Here is a 17,262-nt window from a genome sequence, read left to right as displayed (position 1 = left end):
ACCACCGCGAGTATTACCATACTTAATTCCAAGATCTAAACATATTTGACGACAACTTCTAGTTCCTGAAATATAATCTTTTGATGCCTTGATTTTATCTTCAAAAGAATATTTATATTTTTTTCCCATAAAAAATACCTCCAAAGTAGATTTTGGTTATTTACCATGTCTACTTTAGAGGTATCATATCATTATGTAACAGCTCTTTTTGATATTAAACTAGTTAACAACTATCAATTGTTTAGAAGATTTAATATCTTTAATTAAGTTTGTTTTATCATATAGCCATCGTTTTCTCAACTTATTATTATATCCAAAGTAACCACTTTTAGCTCTTCTAAATAGTGCATCAATAAGAATATCACTGTTAGCTATATTAACATCTACAGCTATTTTTTTTCTATTAGAAAGATGAATGTGAAGATATGTATTATTAGCCAATGGAATGCAACTAATATTATCTGTTATCCTACTTTTATATGTCCAGATAATATCGTTAGCATTGAAGACTTTTACTGAGAAAGTATATAATATTATTACCCAGTTGTCAGTGAATATAAATCTATCTATTTTTTCTATATTTCCTTTTAATTGATTATTTAAGTCTTCCTCAAATGGAGTATGAACATATGCACAAAAATTTCTATAATTTTCGATTGATTTAGGATTTATAAAATTTATTATTAAGATTAATAAACTTGATAATATTGATATAATTATTGTTAACATAGATGGAAGAAGTTTATATATTACATCTTCATCGTATTGTTCTATGTTAAAAATTATTATTATGAAACCTACTATTAAAAATCCTACTCCGCATAAAAACAACCTACGTTTCATAGGTTTTCTAATAAGAGATTTAAGGTTCATAAAAGTTCCTCACTTTCTTAATTTAACTATTTATACATTTATTGTAATATGAATTTACAATAAATGCAATTATTTAACAGTAAAAATTAATAATATATTATAAAAAATTGCAATAATACTAAACTTTAATATCATTGCTAGGATAATGTAAGGAATTTTGCAGGAATAAAGTATATTTACATATAAATATCTATTTATTAATGTTACATATATTTCTCATTTTATTTTGAATGTTGTTAATTATATCTGTAGCAGTTACAGAATACATAGTGTTAGATAAATTATCACCTATAGCACCGTGGATATAAGCACCACATACTGCTGCATTAAGTAGGGGAATACCTTGAGCTATTAGTGAAGTGATGATTCCAGTTAGACAATCACCCATACCACCATTAGCCATAGAACTATTTCCTGTTGGATTTACGTATGTTGTTTCACCATCAGTAATTATAGTCTCGTAACCTTTTAGTAGTGTTATTACTTTATGTTTTTTAGCAAAGTTTTTTGCAACGTCAATACGATTATTTTTTATATAGTCAATATCGAGATTAGTTAATCGAGACATTTCGCCTAAATGAGGAGTTAAAATTATATTTTTATTAGAGTTAGTCAAGAAATCTTTATCTTTTTTTAATGCAGTAGCGATCACATTTATTCCATCAGCATCAATAACCAGTGGGCAAGAAGATAATGACATAATAGTTTTTAACATTTCCAATGTATCATCGCTATTTCCCATTCCAGGACCAAAAGCTACAACATCTGAGGATTTTAATACATTTTGCAATTTATTTTTTTCTGAAAAATCTACAGTCATAGCCTCTGTAATTCTAGGAGAGAGGTTCTTTAGAACATCACTAGTTGAAATTAAAGTTACAAGACCAGTACCGGATTTTATAGCAGATTCTGTGGTTATAAAAGCAGCTCCAGAAAACCCTTTTGATCCTGCTATGATAGATGCTTTACCAAAGTTGCTTTTAAAACTATATTTATTTCGCGGTTTTATATTATTTTTTATAAATTGTATATCAGTGATAAACTCATTATTATGATACAATTCTGATACAGCATTAGGTATACCGATATGTTCTACTATTATGTCACCTAAGTATTGTTGACAGTGGTATGTCAAAAAACCTCTTTTGTAAAATTGAAAACATATAGTTTTATTTGCCTTTATTGCAGAGCCCATGATTTCACCAGAATCACTATTGATTCCAGAAGGAATATCAACAGAACAAATATATTTACTTTTGTCGTTAATAATATCTATAGTTTTTGATACAAAGCCATACAATGTATTTGTAATCCCTGTTCCTAATATAGCGTCAACTGTAATATCACTAGTTTCTAATGATGATTCTAATTTAGATAGATTAGATTTTTCGTTAATGTTTTCTATTTTTATGCCCATATTGATTAATATATCATAGTTCATTTTACAACAGGAGCTAAGAGGACCATTTTCTCGTCCTACAAGAAATACATCTACTTTTTTATTTAAGGATAAAAGATGTCGTGCAAGAGCTAAACCATCGCCACCATTATTTCCATGACCACATACAATAGTATATTTTTCGTAGTTTGAAATATTTTTCAAAACTGCAAGCGCTGCAGATTCCATAAGAATGCTAGTATTCAATTTTAATTTTTCTTCACAATGATTATCTATATTTTTAGATATTTTTGAAGTAACAATTTTCATAATTTCACCTCATTCTTTTATAAAAAAGGAGCTTAGCATAGCGATAGGGTATCACTTTTGCGTTAGCTCCTTTTTAAATTTATATTCTAATTTTCAGTATAAGTCATTTCATTTGATGTAGCAAGGAATCTGTTTTTAGAACCTTGTTGAAGAACTTTTTTAGAACCTTGTTGAATTACTTTTACAACATCTCCAGATTGCAATTGTTTATTTTTCACAACTACTGTTTCTGAATCAATAAATTGAGTTTTTAAAACTTCATCATTGACACATACTTTAGTTTTATCAGTAAAATGCTGACCTTTTACAATGATTCCTGAAGTAGGTTCTTCTTCTGAAATATCTTTAGTTTCCGTTTCATCAGTATTTTCTTCATCAGTTTTAACTTTTGGTAGATTATCTGAGTTCTCCATTGATTCTAGAGTAAGATCATAAATACCTAACTTAAGGTTTGTAGCTGTATATGGGTTTGTACCACCTTGAGAGTAGTGTTTACCATATAGCATATCATATTGAAGTATTTCTAAGTTACTTAAATAATCTTCTTTACCCATGTTAGTTTGATGGAATGTTGGTAATGTTCCATGATGAATACCAACTCTATCTAAAATGTATGATGATAATTGAAACGCTTCTAAATCTACATTTTGTTTTTCCATATCAAAGTTACTATATGCTACATATTCTGTTTGATATATTGATCCATTATCAAGTTGTTCTTTTTCGATACCTAGTGAAGGAAGATGATCTCCATAAAATACTACTACAGTATTTTCATCAAAAGAATTAATTGTGTTTACAAGGTCTTGTACAAATTGATCCATCTGATGAATTTGATTTACATAGTATTCAATATCAGATATATTTTCTCTATCTATATCGCTAGTAACTTTAATTGTACCATTAGGATCAGTTTGATTTATATAACTACCATGACCTTGTACAGAAATTGTGTATATATAGTCTTGATTTTCAGTTGATTGAAGGACTTTCATTATTTCGCCTGTTAAAATTTTGTCTTTAGCCCATCCGTTTGGTGTCCATTCTTGAATATTCATAAATTCTTTAGAAGTAAAAGTATCATATCCAAGTTGAGCAAATACTTTATTACGACTGTAGAATGTAGCTGTATTATTGTGGATAGCATGAGCTGAATACCCTAAATCTTTTAAATCATATGCAAGAGATTCACTAGTAGTTTTAGTTAATATAGTTTTATATGGATACTCTCCTGTTCCAAAGTAATCTAAATCCATACCTGTCATAACTTCAAATTCAGTATTTGCTGTACCTGCTCCTATACCAGGGACACTTAAGAATCCACTAGTGTAGTTTTGTTTTAATGATCTAAGGAATGGAAGTGGATCTTCGCTAAAGTGTAAATCTGTTACATGAGTAGGATCAAATAGTGACTCTAATTGAACCATTATGATATTAGGTTTATTACTATTTGTTTCAGCAACATTGTTCTTTACATCATCCATTATTGAATTAACTTTTTCTTCACTATAGCTCTTTGGTTTATTCATACCAGTATTAAGTAAAGTTGCACTGAAAGAGTATTCAACACCATAATCTTCGTATGCATAAACCAAGCTAGTAAACTTTGTAGATAATACTCCAGTTTTTAAACAATAAGTAGTTATAATTGCAAATGAAACTAAAAATAATGCTACAAGTTTTGAATTTTTTTTATGATGAGCATCATTTTCATGTTTAGGTAACTTTATCCACAAGAATATTAGTAATGCTACAACTGCAATAATACCAAAAACAATTGCACCAATTTGAATTGGAGACATATAAGTAGGTAATACTTTAATACCATCAGTAAATAATTTTAAGTCAACAAAAGTAAATGGTGTAACACGATTGCTTAAAATAATTCCATTAGTTATACCAATAGTCAACCAAATTATACTAATTACAATCATAGTAAAGTATTTTTTACTAAATAGACATGCAATAGATACTGTAGCGGCAACAATTAGTGCATTATATATAAACATTAGCGGTTTATCTAAAATAAAATTTACGGTTTCTAAAAGTGACGCTCTACCAAGCAATTCGTTTATAAAACCTATAATGAACCCAATAATTATACAAAATAATAATGAATGCTTCTTTATTAATTCTCCTATCTTATTCATTTTTACCTCCAAAATTTTTTAAATTAACTCTGGTATACTTTTTCATATTTAACATTGTACATGCTATACATGATTATATAATATAATAACAAAATTAACTAGATTTTTTTATGAAAAAGTTTTTAACATTTTCTTAACAAAAATAAAAAAAGCTATGAGGGTTAGCATAGCTTTTTTTAGGAATTATTATGTACCTAAATTATTTTAATGTTTTAATCTAATATGATTTTAACCTAATGATGTGTTGAAATTATGTCGAAAGTAATAATATTTTCTTAAAAGATAAGAATTTTTGTAGTGAATGTAAGGAATTTATACCTAAAAGTATTTTTGTAAGTTCTAAGAATAAATATGACACATTTAGGGATTTCCCATTGAGATGAGAATTTTCAGTATATATAATAATGGTAAAAGTTAGATATTTATTGGAGGAAGATAGTGATGACAACTATAGGAATAGATTTAGGTACAACAAATAGTTTAGTAGCATATTGGAAAGAAAAAGAGGCTATTATCATTCCCAATATTTTAAATAAAAATATGACTCCTTCTGTAGTTAGTATTGATGAAAATGATGAAATTCTTGTTGGTGAAATTGCTAAAGAACGACTTATAACACATCCGGAGTGCACTGTATCCAATTTTAAGAGATTTATGGGTACAAGTAAAACTTTTAATATGGGAAAGTATAATTTTACACCAGAAGAATTAGCATCATTTGTATTAAAATCATTAAAATCTGATGCAGAAAATTTTTTAGATGAGGAAATTACTGAAGCAGTAATTAGTGTTCCTGCGTATTTTAATGATGCACAACGTAAAGCAACAAAAAGAGCAGGGGAACTAGCAGGTCTTAAGGTAGAGAGACTTGTAAGTGAACCTACTGCTGCAGCTATTGCATATGGATTAAATGAAAAAGATGGGGAAACTCAATTTCTTATATTTGATTTAGGTGGAGGTACCTTTGATGTATCCATTTTAGAGCTTTTTGATGGGGTAATGGAGGTCAAATCTATAGCAGGAGATAATTACTTAGGTGGAGAAGATTTTAATAATTTATTAGTACATTATTTTATAAAGAAGAACAATTTGAATGTAGAACAATTAGATAGAAAGGTTATATCAGCTTTGTATAAGCAAGGAGAAATATGCAAAATTACTCTTACTGAAAAACAAAGCGCTAAAATGGAATTAATTATTGATGAAGAGCCTGTTTCAATGGAGATAACTAGGCAAGAATTTGAAAAGATTTCTGAAGAATTAATTTTAAAATTAAGAAATCCAATTGAGAGAGCATTAAATGATGCAGATATAGATTCTGAAGAATTGGATTCTATTATATTAGTTGGAGGATCAACTAGGATGCCATTAATTAGATCCATTGTAACTAAGATGTTTAACAAGATACCATATTCTACTATAAATCCTGATGAAGTAGTAGCAAAAGGTGCAGCAATACAAGCAGCTTTGAAGGAGAAGGATGAAGATTTAAGAGAGATGGTATTAACAGATGTGTGTCCATATACATTAGGTGTAGATGTTGTATCAGAGCTAGGAAATGGCAGATATGAGGATGGATATTTTTTACCTATCATAGAAAGAAATTCTCCAATTCCTATAAGTAAAGTGAGAACTTTATATACTGTAGCAGACAATCAAAGACATATGCTAGTAAATATATATCAAGGAGAACGTCGTAGAGTTGCTGATAATATAAAGCTTGGAGAAATAGAGATTGAAATTCCTAAAGGAGCAGCAGGAGAACATCCTGTAGATGTTAGATATACATATGATATAAATGGGTTATTAGAAGTGGAAGTAACAATAGTAAGTACAGGTGAGGTAAAAAGTCTAGTAATAGAAAACGCACCTGGATCACTTTCAAAAGAAGAAATAGAAGAAAGGCTTAAAATGTTATCATCACTAAAAATACATCCAAGAGAAAAAACAGAAAATAGATTATTAGTTGCAAGAGGAGAAAGACTTTACGAAGAATCATTAGGAAGTAAGCGTGTATATATTTCTCAATTGCTACAAGGGTTTGAACGTGTTCTTGAAACACAAGATTCTAAACTTATTGAAGAAGCGTCAAAAAATTTAACTGAAGAGTTTAATAAATTAGAGGAGAATTGTTAATATGAGTTGTTGGGATTTATTGGGGATACCAGAAGGTAGTGATATATCTAAAATAAAGAAAGCGTATTCTAAGCGTTTAAAAAAATGTCATCCAGAAGATGATGCTGAAGGATATCAAGAACTTAGAGAAGCGTATAATAAGGCAAAAAAGTTAACAAAGAAGAAATTGGTGTCAATAGAGTTAGATATTCTTAATGATAATCCCAATAAAAAAGAAAAAAAATCAAAGGAAGAATCTAAATTTTTTAATAGAGTACAAGAAGTGTACAGTGATTTCTCACTTAGAGTTAACGGAAAGATATGGCGAGATTTATTAGAGTTTAATTTTCTTTGGAATGTAGGAAATCGAAAAATCTTAGAAAAAGAAATGCTTTTATTTCTATCAAAACATAAGTATTTACCTAAGAATATATGGAGAATAATAGATAATTATTTTGATTGGACATCAAATGAAATTGAATTATATAAGAATAATGATAAAGAAATTGTTGATACAGTAATAAATGCAATGAAGGTTTCAGAGATACTTGGATATGAATACATAGATAATATACCTAAAGAATATATAGAAACATTTTTGAATCTTAGGAATAAAGGATACAAGTGTTTGAAAGAAAGGAAATTTGATTTAGCAAAGGGATATCTATTAGATGCTTACTCTATATATCAAGATGATTTATACCTAATTAATATCTTAGGTGATTACAATGTTGCTATAAAGGATTTAAATTTTGCACGAAGTTATTATAGAAAGGCTTTATCGATAAAGTGCAATGATTTGCATGCAATGACGGAAATAGGAAATACATATTTTCAAGAAAAAAATTATGTGAAAGCAATAAAGTATTTTGAGAGATCTTTTTATATGTATAATCTTCAAATTGACGAAGAAAATTATGAAGCATACTTAAATCTTGCAAAGTGTTATTGTTTTATAAATAAATTAGAAAAAGCTAAAGAAATTTTGGAGAAGTTGTTAGAGATAAGTCCATTAGATACATATTGTAGTGTATATCTTAAAAATGTAAATAAAAAAATAGAGGAGTATAATGAAAGAGTTAAAGAAGAGGAAAATAAAAAAAGAGAGGGAACATTTCAGTTATTTGAAAAAATAAAAAAAGGCAATTTTAATTCTTTTAATGGTTATTTTTTTATAAAAAATACTGCGGCAAGGTGACATAATGTATAGAGTATTACTTTACTACTATATAAGAAATCCTAAAGCAACAAGTTAAATTATTGTGCTTTAGGATTTTTTACATATTATTTAATAAATATATTTTCACCATTTAGCTCTGACCATTTTCCATCATATCCAGTACTGTTAGCTCCTAACATAAAATGAGCCATAGATATACCAAGATCAACATCTTCATAGCCTTTATTGGATTTTGTTACAAAAGCTTTTAGTATGCCGTTTTTATATGAATAGCCTATTGGCTTCTTGTTAAGACAAGAAGGAGCAAGTAGTACCGAATTTATTCCACAACGTACCCATCTAGGAATTCTATCATCTTTTTCTATTAATATATCATCGAATGTTTTGTTGTTTTTAGATAATTTTGATAGTAATCTTTCTTTAAATGATTTATCATTTAAAACATGTCCTAAAGAAATAATACAAACTAACTCTTCTTCTTCGGATAAGTTTAAATATTTTATACATTCTGATTTGTGATAAGTTTCACCAATCCAGCATGTACCAAGACCTAAGGATGTACATTCTAAAACTAATAATTCACCATAATACCCTATAAGTTTTTTTAGATTTTTAAGATTTTTATTACCTGCTAAAGCTATAAGATAGTTAGTACCTGTTATCATACCATAAGATGCTTTAAATCCTGTTAAAAATTTCTCGCCATCTTCGATAAATTGCAAGTGTAGTCCACTTTCATTATTTATATCATCAATTAATTGAATTATTTTTAATCTATTACCTTTACTAATTATTTTTTTTTCATAAGTTCTTCTTGATTGCCTAAATTTTATGGCATCATACCATTCTCTTTTTACTTTCATTTAGAGTACCATCCTATTGATATATTTTAAACATATTATACCATAAATGTAAAATAAATTCCAATTATTTTATAAATCCATTATGGAGCAGTTTTTAGATTGTTTAAACATTTCTGTAAGTCGACCTTTATTTATATAATTGGATGCCCTCATTTTAAATCTATCATATTCATTAATACTATAGAACCTAATTAAGTCTATTGTAAGAAATAAACCATCTGCAATAAGGTATTGTAAATCTTTTAAGTTATCTATATCTGTATCTTCAATTTTAATAGCTTCACATTGAGTTTGTAAATTGCTAAAAAAGTCTCTTCCTTCGTTAAGCTTATCCTCTATTTCGCTTCTATCCATATCTTCTAAATTATTACTAATAAGCTTGTTTATAAAATTAACAAAGTTATTATTAAATTCTTTATAATTTTCATATGCATTTAATAACTCCATCTTGATGCCTTCTTTCTATATTATAAGATAGTATATATAATATCACTAATTTATTAATGTTCACAGAGAAATAATAGAAAAATATTATTAATCAATTCATAATTCTTCATTAAAGATTATTTTTTATTTAGGGGCAATACTATAGTCCTAGTGGTATATTTTATAGGAAAAAGCTGTCGCTTACGAATTTAATCGTTATCGCGACAGCTTTATAAATATGTAGTATTATTTCTATAATAAAAGTCATAAACCTCATTAATTAACAAAAAGAATGTTGTCCTATTCTAGTATTAATAGAATTGCGAGGATGATAATGCCAATAATAATTATCATTATTCTCATGTTTTTCTACTTTAGTGGGATTAATCTTACCAGCAGCATTTGCTACACACCATGCTAGAGTAGAATTTTTTGACCATACATCACCGTTGCTTTTTAGACGATTGATAGCTTCATTATAAGAAAGATTATTTCCTAGATAGAGATCTCCATTAATTAAAACAGCTTCATAGTGATCATATTTACCATTACGTATACTATCTAATATTGCTGTAGCTATTATAAAATAAGTACCTCCTATTAAAAAAGCTACAGGAATTCTATTGTCATTTTTATTAGATATAATTGATTTATCTTCATAGTTAATTAATCCTGTTTTTTTATTTAAAGATAGTTGTACATTTTTTTTCGGTGATCCTAAAACCGTTTCTACATCATTGTTTTTCAATAGCTGCATTTCGCTACCTATATTATCAGTAGAAATATCATCTAAGGTATCAATGATAGTATTAGGAATGATAATACTTAATAAACAAGATAATAGTATACCTACAACTTTTCCTGTTGATTTTTTCAAAACTTCATCACCGCCCTAATGGATATATATGCATATTATATCACTGATGTAAATGTTTTCCTAGGGGGGGTGTGGAGAAGGTTTTATTTCTTTTTACTGTATGATTTACTCATTTTTGGAGAATCTATATAAATCCCACATATATCCAGGTCTTTATTATTATTATTTACGGTCAACACAATATTAGTTTCATCAGGTTCATCGGAAAATACTGCTTTGTATTTTACAGTTAAATAATCCTTATCTAGTTCTTCACAACTTTCATATTCAGCAGATTGATATTCACCAATAGTGTCCTTTATATTTTTTACCATTGATTTAAAATTCTTTGAAGTTAAATTTTTTTTCATTGAATAATCTAATTCAGAAATAAAATTTATATAGTTTTCATCATTAATTGCTTTAAAAACCTTTTCTAGTTTAGAAGTAGTAGTAGTTTTAACATAATTTTCATCAATTTCTTTAGAATTAATAGAACATCCTATAAAAGATATTGTTAATGAGAATATAATAAATAATGTAAGTATTCTTTTTAATGATTTCATGCTAATCTCCTTCATTTGCTATTTATTTTTCTATTTCTAAATTATTTAAGACTTCTTCCAATATTTTTTGAACAAATTCAGATTTACCCATACCACAGGCTTTGGAAAACTTGTCTATTTTCTTTATGGTTTCAGGTCTTAAGTAATATGTTATTCGTTTTGGCTCTTCTAGTTTCTCAACTTTTTTAATGCGAATTTTTCCAACAGATATTAAAGAATCATTTACATTAGAGGTATTTACATCTTTGGATTCCACATTTGTGTTTACATTTGTAGAAATGTTTACATTTTTATTTGTGAATTCATCTACAGTTGTATTCTCCGCCATCTTTTTCTTTTTCATCATTTGTTTTTTTAATTGTTCAAAGTTTTTGTTTAGATCTTCTTTTTTAGCCAATATTCTCAACCAACCTTTCTAAAACTTTAAAAAATTGTTTTGCTGATTCATCGTCATATTCAAATACAGTCTTACCCATTTTTCCTGACTCAGTTATTTTTACTCTTCGTGGAATTGGATCGGTAACTATATTAATATTATCTGAAAAGAATTCTTTTAAGAATTCTAGATTTTCTTTTGCATCTTTTGTACGTTGATCATACATATTAGGTACAATTAATGCAATTTTGTCAGGTGATAATCTTAGTTCTGCTAAATACTCGTAGATACTACCACATGCACGTACAGAAGCTGCTTCAACTTGAACTGGCATAATTATATTATCAACATAACATAATACGGCATCATTTACCCTAGTCCTTTGAGGACCACAATCTATTAGTAAATAGTCATAGTCTAAATCTTCTAGACCTATTAACTTTTCAGAAAGAACTAAATCTATTCTTGATTCCCTATAAAATTCAGCATTAATTTCTTCAATATTCGAATTAGGGATTAAGTCTAAATTTTCTCTTGCAGATATAATACATTCTCTTATATCAGTTTTGTTTCTTTTATCAATAAGGTCATAAAAAGTTTTTCTATAGTCAGATTCAGATATACCTAAAAACAATGATGAATCGTTTTGACCATCTAAATCTAGTAAAATTACTCTAAAGCCTAACTTTGCCAATCCATGAGCTAATTGAACAGAAACAGTACTTTTACCTACTCCACCTTTATTATTTAATATGGCTAATTTTTTCATATCAATTTTTGCTACATAAATAAAATTATAATAGTAGCAGCTTTCACCTCCTATTTTTAGTAGTTATTAAAATCTATTTTGATAATGTGTTACTGTATCTAAATGCCTATTTTATACTAATTTTACACTAAACAGTCTATTAAGTATATAGAAGTAAAGCAAATAATTACACATAAGGTAATGTTTTTGTTTATATATACAATTACAAATATATTTGCATAAATGTTTACAAATATATTTGTAAGTTTATAATATTTTTCTACAGAAGATTAGAAAAGTAAAATTATGAAGCTAAAAATTTGTATAAACTCACAAATAAAATCTTTATAAATATATAGTATAATTTACTTATAAACGTTTACAGAAGCGTTTGTATAAGGTTTGAGCTTCTAAGCTCATAATATAATTTTATAGAAAGTATACTTTATGATTATTAACATATAGTTATACTTTAGAATGCATTTATTCTCCTTTAAAGCTAAGAATAGCAGTATATCTACTTTTCTTAGCTTCCTTACATTAAATTATATATACCTCAAATTATATTTAATATATGTATAATTTGAGGTATAATTATTATACTAAAAAATATTGAAGAACTATTCATAGGAGGATTATTATGTTTAACAACAATAAAGATAATATAGAGTTATTTTCAGTAAAAATAGCAAAATTAACACATCTTAATTACTTTTTCGGTATTTCAGCCTTAATGGCAGTAATTTTTCTTGCTTTTATAGTAAGTGAATTTTAGTTTTCAAATGAATCAATAAGGGAGTTTTTTCATATGAAAAATTGTTTGTTTGTAGGAATTGGTGGTGGTATAGGAGCTATTTTTAGGTATATCCTTAGTAATATAACTATACGAAGTGATTTTCCTGTTATTACGTTAGTAACAAATTTTATTGGTGCTATATTGATAGGTTGTATAGTAGGTATAGCAACACAATATCCCAATATTGACAATAGCATAATATTATTTTTTAAAACAGGATTATGTGGGGGATTTACTACCTTTTCAACATTCTCTTTAGAAACAGTAACATTAATAGAAAAAAATAAGATATTGCTAGCAAGTTCATATATATTTGTAAGTGTAGCAATTTGTTTAATAGGAGTTTATGTAGGCAAAATTATTACACTTTTTATATGCAATAATTTATATTAATTTTAGTTATAAAAATATATAAATAGTTAATAATATATATGTACAATATATAAAAGGAGAAAGATAAATGAAAGTTTTTATAATTTTATTTACTCTTTTTGTTGCCTATTTATTTTATTTTTCTATATTAAAAGCTGCCAGTAAAGAAGATAAATTCTATGATCATAAAGAAAAATAAGTTTGTTTTTATAAGATAATATAATTGCAGTTAAATGTATGTAAAATTATATTTGTAATTATAAATGTAAACATAAACGTTTGTGTAATGGAGATATCATTTTAGTTAGTGATATCTCCATTATTAATTTTAAAATATTAATTATAATAAAAGCTACTACACTTTGTGAAGTAGCTTTGTGTAAAATATAGTTTAGTTAGTAACATCTTTTTTTGTAAATACAATAAATGAAATAGCTATAAAAACAATAGAAAGTATTATCAATTGAACAGATCCCATAGTTGAGTTTAAAGCAAGATTGAATTGGTCTTGTAACATAGACATAAAGCCACCTTCCTTAATAAAAGACGAAAGATTAATATAAGGAATAAATGTTTTTGCAATCCATGATTGATTTAAATTTGCCATTAACATTGTTACTATACTGCAACCTGAGAAAGCTGCTACAGGAAGTGCTACTGCTAAAGCTGTGTTTTTGAATACTGTCGATAAAATAAAAGCGAAGGAAGTAACAAAAATTATACTTATACTAGCAAAAGCCAATTTTGGTAGTATTGAAACAAAGTAATTTTGTTCACTGATTATTCCATTATTAATTGATAAAACAGGTGTTGCTAATCCATTAAAACCATAAATAAATCCGCTTACTATTGTGACTAAAGTTATTGAAGCTGTTAATAAAACTAAAGATATAATAAATAGAGAAATTAGTTTTGATAAAAGAATTTTCCACCTAGAAGCAGGTCTTATCATTAATAATCTAATGGTACCTTTTGAAAATTCAGAAGATACTATAGAACTAGCGATAATTATAGTGATAATAGCAACAATATTTATAAAGATAACATAAGTAGCATCTATTGACTTTCTTGCATCAAGTTTAAAATCTACGTTAGGTATATTATTTTTTAGGCTATACCAGTTCTTTGCTATTGAATCAATATTAGTTTGTTTATTCTTTCTATAATCTTTTTTATATTGTTCATAAGTATATCCACGTTGTATTTTATATGAATAATCATTTTTAAAATCTTCTTCACTAGATAGAGGGATATACTTTACAGTTATATTTTCTGTTAATGACTCTAAAGTTTTGTTTTTCCAATTATCATCATAAGAGATATTATTGTCTAATCTATATTGAGAAACGGATAATAATTCTTCAGATAATTTCAAATTTTCTTTTTCAGAGTTTAAGTTTTTAATAATAGAATTGTCTTTTGGAGACTTTTTCAATTCTTCTTCTAAAGTAGTAATATTCTTTTTAGTTTCTTCAATAGATTTTTTTGCTTCGTTAACTTCATTTTCAGTATATTTTTTGTGATCCTTAGATAAAATAATATTCTTACTATCTTCAAACTGAGTATTTAATATATTAATTTCCTTTTTTATTTCATCTTCAGAAAGGTTCTCATATTTTGTTAAAATATTTTCATCAATATTTAAAAATGAATTGCTGATGTCTTTTATAGTGAATTTATCTAGTAGTTTTTCTAATGCTGTAGCAGTTAATTTTTTTTCATATGTTGTTTCAGTTAAAGTATATCTCCAATCACTCCATGAGATTTTATTATCTAGCTCAAACTGCAGTTTATCAATACACCATTGATAATAAGTTTTTTCTAATTCGGTATATCTTGCACTGTCTAAAGAATTGATGGAATTTTTGTAATTATTAATATCCATTGTATAGTTTTCTATATACCAATCATCGGAATCATGAGTTGAAAAGTAATTATATAATAGTGGCAGTGATATTATGGAGATTAAAAGTAGTCCAATAATAATTTTTATACTTAATTTATTCCATTGTTTTATTAATTCATTTTTTATTAGTCCTAAAAACTTCATATAATATTATTCTCCTATCTATATAATTTGATCTTGTGAGCCTGTAGTAATTTTTAAGAACTCATCTTCTAATGATTTAGTAACTAAAGACATTTCATAAACAACAATATCATTTGCCACTAGTTTAGAGATTAGTTTTCCAGCATCGCTTCGTGTGCATGAAAGATGTAGCTTCATATTCTCTGTTCTAATATTAATATGTTTATTAGTGTCTTCAATTACTTTAATAGCATCAGTTATTTTATTAACATCTAAAATATAATTATTTATATTGGAACTATCATCATGAATTAATTCATTTAAAGTTTTAATATCGATAATTTTACCACCATCAATAATACCAAAACGGTCACACATAAGCTCCATTTCGCTTAAAAGATGGCTAGAAACCAGTACAGATACTCCCTCAGTATCTGCTAAATGTCTCAAATTATCACGTAATTCTTTAATTCCCATAGGATCTAAGCCGTTAGTAGGTTCATCAAGTATTAAAAGTTTAGGGTTATGTAGCATAGCTTGTGCTAATCCTAGACGTTGTCTCATTCCTAACGAGTATTTTTTTACTTTATCATCAATACGATTTTCTAATTTAACCATTTTAATAACTTCATTTATTCTTTTAGTGGAAATATTACCATGCATTCGTGCATATATTTCTAGATTTTTTCTACCTGACATATATCCATACATTTCAGGGTTTTCTATAATTCCACCAACATTACTCATAGCAGATTCAAAATCTTTTTTTACATTTTTTCCGCAGATAGTAATATCTCCATCTCCTATGCTAATAAGACCAGTTATCATTTTTATAGTAGTAGTTTTGCCAGCTCCATTTGGTCCTAAGAATCCAAAAATTTCTCCGGATTTTATTGAAAAACTTATGTTATCAATAATTTTCTTTTTGCCAATTGATTTACTAACATTTTTAAGTTCTAAAACTGTTGACATAGTATCACTCCTTTTTCTGAAGACATTGTATCAAAAAAAGTAAAGTGGTTGTCAAAAGACTGAATATCTTAAGAAATACTTCACTTATAGTACGATTTATTAATATTTTGTTAAGAAAGTATTCTCTATTGTTCTTTCATGGATGTAATATAAAAAAAATGATATACTAACTAAGTTAAAATAGAAGAGGGAGGGGTTTTATGTATAGTTTTAAGAATGATTATAGTGAGGGTGCTCATCCTAGAATTTTAGACGCATTATTAAGAAGCAATATGGAACAAGAAGAAGGATATGGTTTAGATAGATATTCTAAAGAGGCAATAGAATTATTAAAAGAAAAGATTATGAATAAAGAGGTAGATATTCATCTCCTTCAAGGAGGAACTCAAACAAATCTTATTGCAATATCAGCCTTTTTAAAACCTTATGAGGCTGCTATTGCTGCTAATACTGGTCATATCCTTGTCCATGAGACTGGGGCTATTGAAGCAACAGGACATAAAGTTATTTCTGTTCCATCTGCTGATGGGAAAATTAACTCTAAAGATATAGAGAAAGTTTTAAATGAACATGTTGATGAACATATGGTAAAACCGAAATTAGTTTATATATCTAATCCAACTGAAATTGGAACTATATATAAGAAAGAAGAATTAAAGGAATTAAGTGAAACATGTAAAAAGAATAATCTTATTTTATATGTTGATGGTGCAAGATTAGGATCAGCATTGATGAGTGAAAGTAACAATATGTCTTTATCAGATTTAGCAACATTTACTGATGCTTTCTATATTGGTGCAACGAAAAATGGTGGATTAATGGGTGAAGCATTAATAATTTGCAATGAGAATCTTAAAAATGATTTTAGATTTAGTATAAAGCAAAGAGGGGGATTGATGGCTAAAGGGAGAGTTTTAGGAATACAATTCTTAGAACTTTTTAAGGATAATTTATATTTTGAATTAGCTAATCATGCTAATAAGATGGCATCTATTATCAAAAAATCCATTGATGAGTGTAAACTCGATGTTTTGATTAAATCAGATACAAATCAATTATTTCCTATTGTACCAAATAGCGTATTAGCAGAACTTGAAAAAAAGTATAAGTTTACATTATGGGAAAGATTAGATGAAGAAAATACTGTTATTCGTATTGTAACATCATGGGCTACAAAGGAGGAGAAGGTAATAGAACTGGCAAATGATTTTAGAAATTTAGTAAAGTAAAAT

The 17,262-nt window shown here is 27.0% G+C and carries 16 protein-coding genes; 5 read left to right on the top strand and 11 right to left on the bottom strand.

Going from position 1 to position 17,262, the window contains the following annotated elements; all coding sequences use genetic code 11:
- Positions 1-219: 219 nt before the first annotated feature.
- The 3 genes from KQI30_RS12605 to KQI30_RS12595 form a co-directional block, all read right to left on the bottom strand.
- The gene (locus tag KQI30_RS12605) at positions 220-873 is read right to left on the bottom strand and encodes a DUF6709 family protein (protein ID WP_216463698.1); all 654 of its coding nucleotides are present in this window, start codon (positions 871-873) and stop codon (positions 220-222) included.
- A 190-nt stretch (positions 874-1,063) separates the two neighbouring features.
- Positions 1,064-2,581 (bottom strand): NAD(P)H-hydrate dehydratase, encoded by a 1,518-nt coding sequence (locus tag KQI30_RS12600; RefSeq protein WP_216463697.1) that lies wholly within the window; start codon positions 2,579-2,581, stop codon positions 1,064-1,066.
- A gap of 86 nt (positions 2,582-2,667) precedes the next feature.
- Positions 2,668-4,731, bottom strand: coding sequence for an LTA synthase family protein (locus KQI30_RS12595; RefSeq protein WP_216463696.1), 2,064 nt, complete (start codon positions 4,729-4,731; stop codon positions 2,668-2,670).
- A 441-nt stretch (positions 4,732-5,172) separates the two neighbouring features.
- Here KQI30_RS12595 and KQI30_RS12590 point away from each other — a divergent pair, with 441 nt between their 5' ends.
- Both KQI30_RS12590 and KQI30_RS12585 read left to right on the top strand, forming a co-directional pair.
- On the top strand, positions 5,173-6,867 hold the full coding sequence (locus KQI30_RS12590; RefSeq protein WP_216463700.1) for an Hsp70 family protein: 1,695 nt from the start codon (positions 5,173-5,175) through the stop codon (positions 6,865-6,867).
- Position 6,868: 1 nt separating this feature from the next.
- Complete coding sequence (locus KQI30_RS12585) at positions 6,869-8,044, top strand: J domain-containing protein (RefSeq protein WP_216463695.1); 1,176 nt, start codon at positions 6,869-6,871, stop codon at positions 8,042-8,044.
- An 86-nt stretch (positions 8,045-8,130) separates the two neighbouring features.
- Here KQI30_RS12585 and KQI30_RS12580 read toward each other — a convergent pair whose 3' ends face one another.
- From KQI30_RS12580 to KQI30_RS12555, 6 genes are all read right to left on the bottom strand, one after another.
- Positions 8,131-8,889: a nitroreductase family protein gene (locus KQI30_RS12580; RefSeq protein ID WP_216463694.1), complete on the bottom strand. Its 759-nt coding sequence runs from the start codon at positions 8,887-8,889 to the stop codon at positions 8,131-8,133.
- Positions 8,890-8,958: 69 nt separating this feature from the next.
- Positions 8,959-9,336 (bottom strand): hypothetical protein, encoded by a 378-nt coding sequence (locus tag KQI30_RS12575; RefSeq protein ID WP_216463693.1) that lies wholly within the window; start codon positions 9,334-9,336, stop codon positions 8,959-8,961.
- A gap of 259 nt (positions 9,337-9,595) precedes the next feature.
- The gene (locus KQI30_RS12570) at positions 9,596-10,192 is read right to left on the bottom strand and encodes a hypothetical protein (RefSeq protein ID WP_216463692.1); all 597 of its coding nucleotides are present in this window, start codon (positions 10,190-10,192) and stop codon (positions 9,596-9,598) included.
- An 83-nt stretch (positions 10,193-10,275) separates the two neighbouring features.
- The gene (locus KQI30_RS12565) at positions 10,276-10,737 is read right to left on the bottom strand and encodes a DUF3887 domain-containing protein (protein WP_216463691.1); all 462 of its coding nucleotides are present in this window, start codon (positions 10,735-10,737) and stop codon (positions 10,276-10,278) included.
- Between the two features lie 22 nt (positions 10,738-10,759).
- Complete coding sequence (locus KQI30_RS12560; RefSeq protein WP_253287498.1) at positions 10,760-11,134, bottom strand: hypothetical protein; 375 nt, start codon at positions 11,132-11,134, stop codon at positions 10,760-10,762.
- Entirely contained in the window at positions 11,127-11,882 is a 756-nt protein-coding gene (locus KQI30_RS12555; protein WP_216463690.1) for a ParA family protein, read from the bottom strand. The genes KQI30_RS12560 and KQI30_RS12555 overlap by 8 nt, the downstream gene beginning before the upstream one ends.
- Before the next feature lie 619 nt (positions 11,883-12,501).
- Here KQI30_RS12555 and KQI30_RS17375 point away from each other — a divergent pair.
- Entirely contained in the window at positions 12,502-12,636 is a 135-nt protein-coding gene (locus KQI30_RS17375) for a hypothetical protein (RefSeq protein WP_301281825.1), read from the top strand.
- A gap of 33 nt (positions 12,637-12,669) precedes the next feature.
- The gene (crcB, locus tag KQI30_RS12550) at positions 12,670-13,050 is read left to right on the top strand and encodes a fluoride efflux transporter CrcB (RefSeq protein WP_216463689.1); all 381 of its coding nucleotides are present in this window, start codon (positions 12,670-12,672) and stop codon (positions 13,048-13,050) included.
- A gap of 370 nt (positions 13,051-13,420) precedes the next feature.
- Here crcB and KQI30_RS12545 read toward each other — a convergent pair whose 3' ends face one another.
- Together KQI30_RS12545 and KQI30_RS12540 are read right to left on the bottom strand one after the other, a co-directional pair.
- Positions 13,421-15,079, bottom strand: coding sequence for an ABC transporter permease (locus KQI30_RS12545; RefSeq protein ID WP_216463688.1), 1,659 nt, complete (start codon positions 15,077-15,079; stop codon positions 13,421-13,423).
- 18 nt (positions 15,080-15,097) lie between these two features.
- Positions 15,098-16,030, bottom strand: a complete 933-nt coding sequence (locus tag KQI30_RS12540) for an ABC transporter ATP-binding protein (RefSeq protein WP_216463687.1) — start codon at positions 16,028-16,030, stop codon at positions 15,098-15,100.
- Positions 16,031-16,230: 200 nt separating this feature from the next.
- Between KQI30_RS12540 and KQI30_RS12535 the strand changes: the two genes are divergently transcribed.
- Positions 16,231-17,259, top strand: coding sequence for a threonine aldolase family protein (locus KQI30_RS12535; RefSeq protein WP_216463686.1), 1,029 nt, complete (start codon positions 16,231-16,233; stop codon positions 17,257-17,259).
- The last annotated feature ends 3 nt before the right edge of the window (positions 17,260-17,262 follow it).

This window comes from Clostridium bornimense (genome assembly GCF_018917145.1).
Classification (GTDB): domain Bacteria; phylum Bacillota; class Clostridia; order Clostridiales; family Clostridiaceae; genus Clostridium_AN; species Clostridium_AN bornimense_A.
This window is presented reverse-complemented; position numbering and strand designations above follow the sequence as displayed.

Bases quoted from the DNA above. Each gene is read 5' to 3' on its own strand.
- KQI30_RS12540 (WP_216463687.1), bottom strand. From the start codon at position 16,030: ATGTCAACAGTTTTAGAACTTAAAAATGTTAGTAAATCAATTGGCAAA.
- KQI30_RS12535 (WP_216463686.1), top strand. From the start codon at position 16,231: ATGTATAGTTTTAAGAATGATTATAGTGAGGGTGCTCATCCTAGAATT.
- KQI30_RS12605 (WP_216463698.1), bottom strand. From the start codon at position 873: ATGAACCTTAAATCTCTTATTAGAAAACCTATGAAACGTAGGTTGTTT.
- KQI30_RS12600 (WP_216463697.1), bottom strand. From the start codon at position 2,581: ATGAAAATTGTTACTTCAAAAATATCTAAAAATATAGATAATCATTGT.
- KQI30_RS12590 (WP_216463700.1), top strand. From the start codon at position 5,173: ATGACAACTATAGGAATAGATTTAGGTACAACAAATAGTTTAGTAGCA.
- KQI30_RS12580 (WP_216463694.1), bottom strand. From the start codon at position 8,889: ATGAAAGTAAAAAGAGAATGGTATGATGCCATAAAATTTAGGCAATCA.
- KQI30_RS12575 (WP_216463693.1), bottom strand. From the start codon at position 9,336: ATGGAGTTATTAAATGCATATGAAAATTATAAAGAATTTAATAATAAC.
- crcB (WP_216463689.1), top strand. From the start codon at position 12,670: ATGAAAAATTGTTTGTTTGTAGGAATTGGTGGTGGTATAGGAGCTATT.
- KQI30_RS12545 (WP_216463688.1), bottom strand. From the start codon at position 15,079: ATGAAGTTTTTAGGACTAATAAAAAATGAATTAATAAAACAATGGAAT.
- KQI30_RS12595 (WP_216463696.1), bottom strand. From the start codon at position 4,731: ATGAATAAGATAGGAGAATTAATAAAGAAGCATTCATTATTATTTTGT.
- KQI30_RS17375 (WP_301281825.1), top strand. From the start codon at position 12,502: ATGTTTAACAACAATAAAGATAATATAGAGTTATTTTCAGTAAAAATA.
- KQI30_RS12555 (WP_216463690.1), bottom strand. From the start codon at position 11,882: ATGAAAAAATTAGCCATATTAAATAATAAAGGTGGAGTAGGTAAAAGT.
- KQI30_RS12565 (WP_216463691.1), bottom strand. From the start codon at position 10,737: ATGAAATCATTAAAAAGAATACTTACATTATTTATTATATTCTCATTA.
- KQI30_RS12585 (WP_216463695.1), top strand. From the start codon at position 6,869: ATGAGTTGTTGGGATTTATTGGGGATACCAGAAGGTAGTGATATATCT.